Genomic DNA, 10,220 nt, shown 5'->3' with positions numbered 1-10,220 from the left:
AGCGGTACAACCCCAAGTCCGAGCAACACCAGTATCGAAATCATCCCGCCAGTCGCCGTCATCGACGCGACTTCGTAGAGGCCCCATCCGCCCAGCAGCGCGATGAACACCGAGAATCCGGCGCTCGATAGAAAAATGATCGCCGCCAGCACCACCGGGAGGGCGACCGCTGCGGTCCAAAGCCTAGCGCGCAGCACCGATGCTCCGTGGTTTCGCTAGTGCTGTGCCTTTCCAGGTTGGAAGGAGGCAAGGCGGGAAGCCGCTCTCATTTTCTCGCGCGCGATTACGGATTGCCTTGCCGGCGGGGCCGCGACTTCCGTCACGCCTCATCGCAGCCCGGTACGGATTCGGCAGCAGCTGGATTGGGCGCGAACATTCAACCCGGGCTTAGGGTGCCGAAGCGGCGGTCGCGCATCTGATAGGCGGCCAGCGCGCTCAGCAGTTCGCGCTCGCGGAAATCGGGCCACAGCGTGTCGGTGAAATAGAGCTCCGTGTACGCAACCTGAAACAGGAAGAAATTCGAGACTCGCAGTTCACCCGAGGTGCGGATCAGCAAATCCGGATCGGGCATACCACCCGTGGTGAGCGCGCGTGCGAATACTCCCTCGTCGATCTGATCAGGATTCAATTCGCGGGCGGCCACCGCCTGCGCGATCTTGCGCGTTGCGGTGATAACGTCCTGCCGGCCCCCATAAGAGAGGGCGAGTGCGACCGTCATGGCGTCGTTGTCCTGCGTCGCCACCACCGTCTCCGCCAGCACCTGCCTAAGCCGCACCGGCAGCCGCTCGGTGTCACCCAGGGCCAGAATCCGGATCCCCCGCTTCATCAGTCGCTTGGTCTCGGTCACCAGGTAACGATGGAACAGCTGCATCAGGAAATTCACTTCGCCGGAAGGGCGCTGCCAATTTTCCGCCGAAAACGCGAACAAGGTCAGGTATGGGATCCCCAGCTCGCGCGCCGCTTCGACCACCGCGCGCACCGAATCCTTGCCGCGGCGATGGCCTTCGTTGCGACCCAACCCGCGCCGCCGCGCCCATCTGCCGTTGCCGTCCATTACGATTGCGACGTGCCGGGGAAGACGTGAGGGGTCGAGCGAGAGCTCGGGAAAATCGTTAAGTGGGAGAGTGATGGCCACTTGGCTAAAATCGGCGGCCGGGGAGTTCGCGGCAAACGCCGGCCGCTCAGACCTCCATAATCTCGGCTTCCTTGCCCGCCAGCACCTTGTCGATCCTCTCGGTGAACTCGGTCGTGAATTGCTGAATCCGGGTTTCGGCGCTGCGCATCTCGTCGTCGGTAGCCTGTTTTTCCTTGTGCAGATCTTTCACCATCTCGTTCGCGTCGCGGCGATGATTGCGGACGCTGACCCGGAATTCCTCCGCGATCTTCCGCACGTGCCTCACGAGCTCCTTGCGGCGTTCCTCGGTCAGCTCCGGAATCGCGATGCGGATCAGCTTTCCATCGCTCATGGGGTTGAGGCCCAGATCCGAGGTCTGTATGGCTTTTTCGATATCATGGAGCGAAGATTTGTCGTAAGGGGTTATGACCAGCAGCCGCACCTCGGGCGCGGCCAGCCCAGCCAGCTGGCGCAGCGGCGTCTTGGCCCCGTAGTAATTAACCGGCAGATTCTCGATTAGTGCAGTGGAAGCGCGCCCGGTGCGCACCCGGGCAAGTTCGTGCTTGAAAGCCTCGACGGCTTTCTCCATTTCTTTGCGGGCCATCTCGATGACTTCGCCGGTCATGAGGCTGCGCTGTCCACCCGGGTTCCGATGGTCTCTCCAATAACTGCTCTCCTTATATTACCCGGTTTGCGCAAATTGAAAACGATGATGGGGAGCTGATTGTCCATGCACATCGAAATGGCGGTGGAATCCATCACCTTCAGGTTCTTTTGCAAGACCTCGATGTACGTCAGCCGGTCAAATTTCCGCGCGTCGGGGTCCTTCATCGGGTCGCGGTCATAGACCCCGTCGACATGATGGCTGGCCTTCAGAATGACTTCCGCGCCGATTTCCAGCGCGCGCAGGCTCGCTGCGGTGTCGGTCGTAAAATAGGGATTGCCGGTTCCCGCCGCGAAGATCACTACCCGGCCTTTTTCCAGATGCCGCACGGCTCGGCGGCGGATATAAGGCTCGCACATCGCCTGCATCGCGACCGCCGACAATACCCGGGTGCTTACGCCGGCATGCTCGAGCGCGTTCTGCAGGGCGAGTGCGTTGATCACGGTAGCGAGCATGCCCATCTGGTCCGCGGTCGAACGATCCATCCCGCGCCGCTCGTATTCGCTGCCGCGGATCAAGTTGCCCGCGCCAATCACGATCGCGAGCTCGACCCCCAGCGCGCCGATCTCTTTGATCTCGAGCGCGATGGTGGCCAACGCGTCGAGGTCAACGCCGCCGTTCTGGTTGGCAGGGGCGAGTGCTTCGCCTGAGAGCTTCAGCAGGACTCGATTGAAGCGAGGTTTCCTTCCGGGAACGCTCTCAACCATCGCCGTGGTTTCCTCTCGGGCGCCTCCGTGCTCAGTCCCCTTCAGCATCCTGCAGAAATCTCTTATACGATGCCGAATCCTTGTCTGCTAAAATTAACCGCCCTAGGCCACGCCCTTCTGGTCGATACCTTCGCCCAACTGAAAGCGCGAGAAGCGCCGCACGTCGAGCTTTTCACCAATCTTCGCGGTGTACTCGCCGATCAGGTCGGTAATGGTCCGATTCGGGTCGCGCACCCAGCTTTGTTCCAGCAGACAGACTTCCTTGTAGAACTTGTCCAGCTTGCCGTCGACGATCTTGCCGATCACGTTCGCGGGCTTGCCCGCCGACTGCTGCGCGTAGATCTGGCGCTCCTGCTCGATAATCTCCGCAGCCAGCTCCTCGCGGCGTATGCAGCGCGGGTTGGTCGCCGCAATCTGCATGGCGATTTCCTTCACCAAGGCCTGGAAATCCGGGCCCTTGGCGGCAAAGTCGGTCTCGCAATTCACTTCCACCAGCACCCCCAATTTTCCGCCCGCATGAACGTAGGAACCAACCGTGCCTTCCGAGGCGATGCGACTGGAGCGCTTGGCCGCCGAAGCGATTCCCTTCTCGCGCAACCAGAGCGCAGCTTTTTCCGGATTTCCGCTGCTCTCGGCGAGGGCCTTCTTGCAATCCATCACCCCTGCACCGGTCTTCTCGCGCAGATCCTTAACCACTTTCGCGTCTATTTCCATGGTGAGAATGTCCTAAGCAGGTCGTCGCATTTCCGGCCTCCCCCCGGCGCGTCCTGGGCGACGGGCAGTGCGCAGAGAATCATGATGCACCGCGCGACTCAGACCGCGCTCGGCGATTCAGCAGGTCCGCTCCGATCCCCGCCTCCACCGCCGACCGGACCGCCATCGTCCTGGCCCTTCTGCCGTTCCTCGGCGAGCTGCTTGCCTTCCAGCACCGCATCGGCAACCGCCGCCGTGAACAGCTTGATCGCCCGAATTGCGTCATCGTTGCCGGGAATGCGATACGAAATGAGGTCGGGATCACAGTTGGTGTCGACCACCGCCGCGACCGGAATTCCCAGCCGGTTCGCCTCTGCCACGGCGATATCTTCCTTCTTGGTATCGATTACCCACAGCGCGTCCGGAAGCTTGCGCATGTTCTTGATTCCGGCCAGGGTCGCCATCAGCTTGCGATGCTCGTGCTCGTTTTCGCTCATTTCCTTCTTGGTGAGCGCGCGGATCATTTCCGGATCGGCCATGATCTCCTCAAGCTTTTTGAGCCGTTCGATCGAAGCGCGGATGGTCTGGAAGTTGGTGAGCATGCCGCCCAGCCAGCGGTTGTTCACGTAAAACATCCCGCAGCGTTCGGCTTCATCTTTCACGATATCCTGGGCCTGCTTCTTGGTACCGACCAGCATGATGGTTCCGCCCTGTGCGGCCAGGTCGCGCACGAAGTCGTAGGTGTCGCGGAACATCTTAACCGTCTGCTGAAGGTCGATAATGTAAATTCCGTTGCGCGCGCCGAAGATGTATTGCTTCATCTTCGGATTCCAGCGGCTCGTCTGGTGGCCGAAATGGACCCCAGCCTCGAGGAGCTGCTTCATGCTGATTTCGGTCATGTATTTGGCAACCTCTTATAACGGCTCTGGTTAATCGTCCATTATTAGCAGGACACCTCGCGCGGGTCCAAACCGGGGGCGGCGGCCAGCCTCGAAGATCAGGCGTTCATCGATTCCAGGAATTCCTCGTTGGTCTTGGTGCCTTGCATCTTGTCGATGAGAAATTCCATGGCTTCGACCGCGTTAAGCTGCGACAGGAGCTTGCGGAGGATCCAGACCCGGTTGAGCGTGCTGCGTGGGAGCAGCAGCTCTTCCTTGCGGGTGGTCGAGCGCTGCATGTCGATGGTCGGAAAGATACGTTTCTCGAGCAGACGGCGATCTAACGACACTTGCTGGTTACCGGTGCCCTTGAATTCCTCGAAGATCACCTCGTCCATCCGGCTGCCGGTATCGACCAGCGCGGTCGCGATGATCGTGAGGCTACCGCCGTCTTCGGTGTTGCGCGCCGCGCCGAAAAACTTCTTGGGCTTATGCAGCGCGTTGGAGTCGACGCCGCCGGAGAGAATTTTTCCGGAAGGCGGGACCACCGTGTTGTAGGCGCGCGCCAGGCGCGTGATCGAATCGAGCAGAATTACGACATCGCGCCCATGTTCGACCAGTCGCCGCGCCTTCTCGATCACCATCTCTGCCACCTGCACGTGCCGGGTCGCGGGCTCATCGAAAGTGGAGCTCACCACCTCGCCCTGCACCGAGCGCAACATGTCGGTCACTTCCTCGGGGCGCTCGTCGACCAACAGCACGATCAGCACGACTTCGGGATGATTATGTGAGATCGCCTTGGCGATCGCCTGCAGCATCATCGTCTTGCCGGTAAACGGCGCTGCCACCACCAGTCCGCGCTGGCCTTTGCCGATCGGCGCGACCAGGTCGATGATGCGGGTGGTCAGGTCTTCGTGATCGTATTCGAGCTTGATCCGCTCCTGTGGATAGAGGGGCGTCAGGTTGTCGAACAGGATCTTGTCGCGCGCTTTTTCCGGGTCCTCGAAGTTGATCGATTCGACCTTGAGCAGCGCAAAATACCGCTCGCCCTCCTTGGGCGGCCGGATCAGGCCGGAGACGATATCTCCCGTGCGCAGGTTGAATTTGCGGATCTGGCTCGGGGAGATGTAGATGTCGTCGGGCCCCGGCAGGTAGTTGTAGTCGGGTGCGCGCAGGAAGCCGAACCCGTCGGGCAGGATTTCCAGCACACCTTCACCGAGGATCGAGCCGTTGCGCGCGGCCTGCGCCTGCAGGATCGCAAAGATCATCTCCTGCTTGCGCAGGTTGGTCGCATTGTCGACGCTGAAATCGCGCGCCAACTGCGCCAATTCGGTGATCTTGGATCCCTTGAGAGCCTTCAGGTTCAGATCGCCCTGATCGTTGATCACGATGAGCGGCTGAGTCTGAACGGTTTGAACCTGACGCGGCGGTGCCACCTCGAGATGATCGTGGCTTTCGCGCGCGGCGCTTCTGCCTTTAGCCATGTGCCTTCCCCGCAAACTAAAATCTCTCTTTTTTATTTTCGCTGCCGCACCGATAAGGTCCGTGCCGCAGGTTAGCGACGTTTTGGCGAACCGGAGTCGCAAACAGGAAATCTTTGTACAGTCACTTGCCCCAAGCGGTCGGGATTCGAACGAAAACGCCTTGAGTTCGGAATAGCGGGCCGGTTGAGGACGGGGAACAATCTCCTTCAACCCCGCCGCAGCGTCCTTGGTGTGGAAGCTAAGTGAAAACCGTAACCGAGCCGATGGGTTCTGTCAACGGCACTTGCGGCGGTCGCGATGGTCGAGGAGCGGCAAAAAAAGTAGGCGCAGGAGTGTTCCGGCCTTGCCTTCGTAATCCAGGCGACGCCTTCCGGCGCGGCTGATGCATCCGCGCCACTCAAAGCAACCAAACCATCTTTACTTCTCAAGAAGTGGCCGGCGAGCAGCGCGGGTCGAATCGATTGCGCGGGTCCTTTTTGGGTGTCGACGTGGGTTACTTGGAATCGATCCACTCGCGGAGCACCTCGCTAGTCGCCGGTATACCACGAGCGGACAAGAACTGCCGGAAGTCCTCCGGCAACGGCGCTACGAAGTCCAGCCTTTCACCCGATCGTGGATGCGCAATCGACAGGGCAAGCGCGTGCAGTGCCTGACGCGTGAACCCGGGTGTCACGCTATCCGTGCCGCGTCCGTACAGGCGGTCGCCAAGACAGGGATGGCCCATTGACGCCAGATGCACACGAATCTGATGGGTCCTGCCCGTCTCGGGTCGCACCCGCACCAGGGTCGCTCCGCGGTCGTCGTGCGCGCTGCTGGCAAACCGTGCCAACGTGGTGACGTGACTCACCGCAGCGCGCGGGGCGCGTGATACGACCGACATGCGCTTGCGCTCAGTGGGATGACGTCCGATTGCTCGGGTGAGCGTTGTGCGCTCGCGCGCGACCACGCCGCGCACGATCGCCAGATAGGTTTTTCGCACTACCCGATCCTTGAACTGGCGCGCCAGCGCGGTTCGCGCGAACGGTGTCCGCGCCACCACCAGCACACCAGATGTTTCGCGGTCGAGGCGATGAACGATGCCGGGGCGCAACACTCCGTCGGGCTCGGCCATCCGCGCCAGCTCGGGAAAACGCTCGAGCAAAGCATCCACCAGGGTTGCATCGGGATGACCAGGCGCCGGGTGCACCGTCATGCCTGCGGCTTTGTTAACCACGATGAATTCCGGGTCCTCGGCAAGCACCTCGATCGCGGGTGCGTCGGCGCGCGACTGCCGCGCCAATGGTGCAGAGGGAGGTGCGATTTCGATGCGGTCGCCGAGGCGGATGCCGCTCGACGCTCTGGTGGCCAGCCCGTTGACTGTCACCAGCCCCGCTTTGATCATTCGCGCCACCTGCGACCGTGAATATTCGGGCGCGAGACGCGCCGACACGAACACGTCAAGCCGCATGCCGGTGCAGCTACTATCGGCTGTGATGGTAGCCCCCGCGCTCATGCCACCAGATTATTTCACCACCGAGTCACCGAGGCATCAGGATCGGGGCTTACCTGCTGCCTTGCTGCTTCGACTCATTCAGGAAACGATAGGAAATCGGATGCACGGCTTCGAAGCGGGTAATTTCCTTTTCGTGGACCAGCGTCAGGGCGATATCATCGAGGCCCTCAAGCAGGCATTTTTTCTGAAAGGGCTCGATTTCAAACTTCGCCGACCAGCCGAAATCGTCGGTGACAGTCTGGCCTTCCAGATCGATCCGTAATTGGTAGCCTTCGTATTTCACGATCGCGCGCAGCAGCACTTCGACCTGATCGGGCTTCAGCACGATCGGCAAAAGCCCGTTCTTCATGCTGTTGTTGCGGAAAATATCGGCGAACGAAGGCGCGATGACCGCTTCGATGCCAAAATCCATCAACGCCCACACGGCGTGCTCGCGGGAACTTCCCGAACCGAAGTTGTGCCGCGCCACCAGCACCGAGCCATTCGCATAGCGCGGCCGGTTAAGAACGAAGTCGGGATTGGGGGAGCCGTCGGGATTGAGCCGCCAATCGAAGAATAAACCTTTTCCCATTCCGCTGCGCACAACCGCCTTGAGAAACTGCTTGGGAATGATCTGGTCGGTATCGACATTGGCGCGATCCAGCGGTACCGCAAGCCCGGTGAAGCTTCTAAATGGTTGCATCAGCCCCTCCACAGGAGCCGCTCCCACTGCGGGAGAAGCCGGATAGGGTTATTCTGCGTTTTGCCATCTTTATCCTCGCGCAACCAGGCAACCCCGTTGGTGACGGCGTTCTCACTTCGCCCACTCGCGAATATCCACAAAATGTCCGGCAATCGCGGCCGCGGCGGCCATTTGCGGGCTTACCAGGTGGGTCCGGCCGCCCTTGCCCTGGCTGCCTTCGAAATTCCGGTTCGAGGTGCTCGCGCATCGCTCGCCGGGCTTCAGGATGTCGGGATTCATGCCGAGGCACATCGAGCATCCCACTTCCCGCCATTCAAAGCCTGCCTCGCGAAAGATGCGATCGAGTCCTTCCTTTTCGGCTTCGGCTTTGACCTGCTGAGATCCGGGAACCACCATCGCGCTCACGGTGCGCGCGACCTTTTTGCCCTTCACTATTCCGGCCGCAGCGCGCAGATCGCTGAGCCGGGAATTGGTGCACGAGCCGATAAACACACGGTCGACGCGGATTTCCTCGATCGGCGTGCCCCCGCGAAGCCCCATATATTCGAGCGCGCGTTCCACGGTCACGCGCTCGGTGGCATCCGCGATCGCATCCGGCCTGGGAACCCTCCCGGTTACCTCGGTGACCATTCCCGGATTGGTCCCCCAGGTCACCTGCGGCACGAAACTGGAAGCCGGGAAACTGATGGCGCGATCGAACCGGGCGCCTTCATCAGTGCGCATAGTGAGCCAGCGCTTTGCCAGCGCATCGAACTCGGCACCCTGCGGCACGTACCGGCGGCCGCGCAAATATTCCACGGTCTTCGAATCGGCGGCGAACATTCCCGCGCGCGCCCCCGCCTCGATGGACATATTGCAGACCGTCATTCGCTCTTCGATCGACAACGCCTCGAACGCGTCGCCCCGATATTCGATCACGCATCCGGTGGCGCCGTCGGTGCCGAGGCGCCCAATAATTCCGAGAATCAGGTCCTTCGCGGTTACTCCGGTTCCCACCTTGCCATCGACGCGGATCTCGAAGGTTTTCGGTTTCGTCTGCCACAGGCACTGGGTTGCAAGCACGTGCTCGATCTCGCTGGTGCCGATTCCGAACGCGAGCGCACCCAGGGCGCCGTGGGTCGAGGTGTGGCTGTCGCCGCACACGATAGTGAGACCGGGCTGCGAAACTCCAAGCTCCGGCCCGATGACGTGCACGATGCCCTGTTCGCGCGAGCCCAAATCGAAGAGGGTGATGTCGAATTCGCGGCAATTCTTGCGCATCATCTCGACCTGGAGCCGGGAATCCGGGTCGGCGATGGGCTTTAGCTGATCGATAGTCGGGATATTGTGATCGAGAGTCGCGAAAGTCCTCCGCAGGTCGCGGACCTTCCGGCCTGCAGCGCGCAGCGCCTCAAAAGCCTGCGGCGAGGTGACTTCATGGATCAGATGAAGGTCGATGTAGAGCAGGGCGGGCTCACCCGCTGTCTCGATGACCACGTGGTCGTTCCAAATTTTTTCGAACAGTGTCTGAGCCGCCATCTAAACGCGCCTCCGAACCGATACAAATCCCGTATTATTGGTCAACTTCCCAGTTTGGCAAAGCCGGGAGTTTCACTACAAGGCAACTGCCGGAACAACCAGCACGGTTTCCGTGCTCGCTGCCGGATGGTGTCGGGGAACCCGGGCGCTGCAATCTTTCAGTCCTTGGTCGCTGCGATCGCGATCTGTGGCACGCAAAAGCCGATTTGCTCACCCGCGATTTCGATTCTCAGGGCCTCGACCAACGCCGGCGTTGCGGTTCGGAAGAGACGCCTAAGCTCTTCTACCGCGCCGGCGGGAGTCTTCATGCGCCGCGTCCAGGCGTCGAAATCCATCGCCTGGCCGTTCTCCGTGTAGAAATCCAGATGCTCGGCGAGAATCCTCAGCCCCGCCCCCTGGATCATGGCGCGCCATTCACTCGGCCGCCAGTTGCGCACGTGTGAAGAGTCTCGCAGCTTCTCGATATGGTTGAACGCCCGATCGAGCTCATCGTCCTCGGGCGCCCGGCTGTCGATAATCACCACCCGCCCGAGTCGTTTCACAACCCGGGCCATCTCGCGCACCGCCAGGCGCACGTCGGCATAGTGGTGAGGTGCCTGGCGCACGGCGACTATGTCGAAGGTGGAATCGGGAAACGGCAGCCGCTCAGCGGCTCCCTGGCGGGTAACCACGTTCTTGAGGCCGCGCGCGGCCGCGTTACGCGCGGTTTCTTTAAGCATCTGCTCGGTGAGATCGAAGGCGACCACTTCCGCAACGTGGGGAGCCAGGACGAGCGCGGTGTGTCCCGCACCGGTGGCGATATCGAGTGCGCGATCGGAGGGCCGAGGCTGCGCCAACTCGACCACGCGCCGGAGCAGGGTCGGATCGCTATGACCGACACTAGTGGTGTACGCGCTCGCGGCCGCGCCAAACTGCGATCGGACGCGCGCATGTACATTGCTTGCGGGGGCAGAATCGGGGACCGGCTTCACGGCACTCTGTGTCCTCC

General features: G+C 61.2%; 11 protein-coding genes. All 11 read right to left on the bottom strand.

Features of this window, described 5'->3' with window-relative positions; genetic code table 11:
- A partial coding sequence (locus VGI36_09850; protein HEY2485441.1) for a hypothetical protein occupies positions 1-197 on the bottom strand: 197 nt, incomplete at its 3' end.
- A gap of 179 nt (positions 198-376) precedes the next feature.
- Positions 377-1,135: an isoprenyl transferase gene (locus VGI36_09845; GenBank protein ID HEY2485440.1), complete on the bottom strand. Its 759-nt coding sequence runs from the start codon at positions 1,133-1,135 to the stop codon at positions 377-379.
- 46 nt (positions 1,136-1,181) lie between these two features.
- Positions 1,182-1,718 (bottom strand): ribosome recycling factor, encoded by a 537-nt coding sequence (frr, locus tag VGI36_09840; GenBank protein ID HEY2485439.1) that lies wholly within the window; start codon positions 1,716-1,718, stop codon positions 1,182-1,184.
- A 17-nt stretch (positions 1,719-1,735) separates the two neighbouring features.
- Positions 1,736-2,533, bottom strand: a complete 798-nt coding sequence (gene pyrH / locus VGI36_09835; protein HEY2485438.1) for a UMP kinase — start codon at positions 2,531-2,533, stop codon at positions 1,736-1,738.
- Positions 2,534-2,587: 54 nt separating this feature from the next.
- Positions 2,588-3,199 (bottom strand): translation elongation factor Ts, encoded by a 612-nt coding sequence (gene tsf, locus VGI36_09830; GenBank protein ID HEY2485437.1) that lies wholly within the window; start codon positions 3,197-3,199, stop codon positions 2,588-2,590.
- Between the two features lie 98 nt (positions 3,200-3,297).
- Positions 3,298-4,077 carry a 30S ribosomal protein S2 gene (rpsB, locus tag VGI36_09825; protein ID HEY2485436.1) on the bottom strand — a complete coding sequence of 260 codons (780 nt, stop codon included), beginning with the start codon at positions 4,075-4,077 and terminating at the stop codon, positions 3,298-3,300.
- Positions 4,078-4,175: 98 nt separating this feature from the next.
- Positions 4,176-5,423: a transcription termination factor Rho gene (rho, locus tag VGI36_09820; GenBank protein HEY2485435.1), complete on the bottom strand. Its 1,248-nt coding sequence runs from the start codon at positions 5,421-5,423 to the stop codon at positions 4,176-4,178.
- Positions 5,424-6,033: 610 nt separating this feature from the next.
- Positions 6,034-6,987, bottom strand: a complete 954-nt coding sequence (locus VGI36_09815; protein HEY2485434.1) for an RluA family pseudouridine synthase — start codon at positions 6,985-6,987, stop codon at positions 6,034-6,036.
- Positions 6,988-7,081: 94 nt separating this feature from the next.
- Positions 7,082-7,714 (bottom strand): 3-isopropylmalate dehydratase small subunit, encoded by a 633-nt coding sequence (leuD, locus tag VGI36_09810; protein ID HEY2485433.1) that lies wholly within the window; start codon positions 7,712-7,714, stop codon positions 7,082-7,084.
- Positions 7,715-7,825: 111 nt separating this feature from the next.
- Complete coding sequence (gene leuC, locus VGI36_09805; GenBank protein HEY2485432.1) at positions 7,826-9,232, bottom strand: 3-isopropylmalate dehydratase large subunit; 1,407 nt, start codon at positions 9,230-9,232, stop codon at positions 7,826-7,828.
- Between the two features lie 158 nt (positions 9,233-9,390).
- Entirely contained in the window at positions 9,391-10,203 is an 813-nt protein-coding gene (locus tag VGI36_09800) for a methyltransferase domain-containing protein (protein HEY2485431.1), read from the bottom strand.
- Between the last annotated feature and the right edge of the window lie 17 nt (positions 10,204-10,220).

This window comes from Candidatus Binataceae bacterium (assembly GCA_036495685.1).
Lineage (GTDB): Bacteria > Desulfobacterota > Binatia > Binatales > Binataceae > JAFAHS01.
The sequence above is the reverse complement of the archived record's forward strand: the minus strand, read 5'-3'. Positions and strand labels throughout refer to the sequence as shown.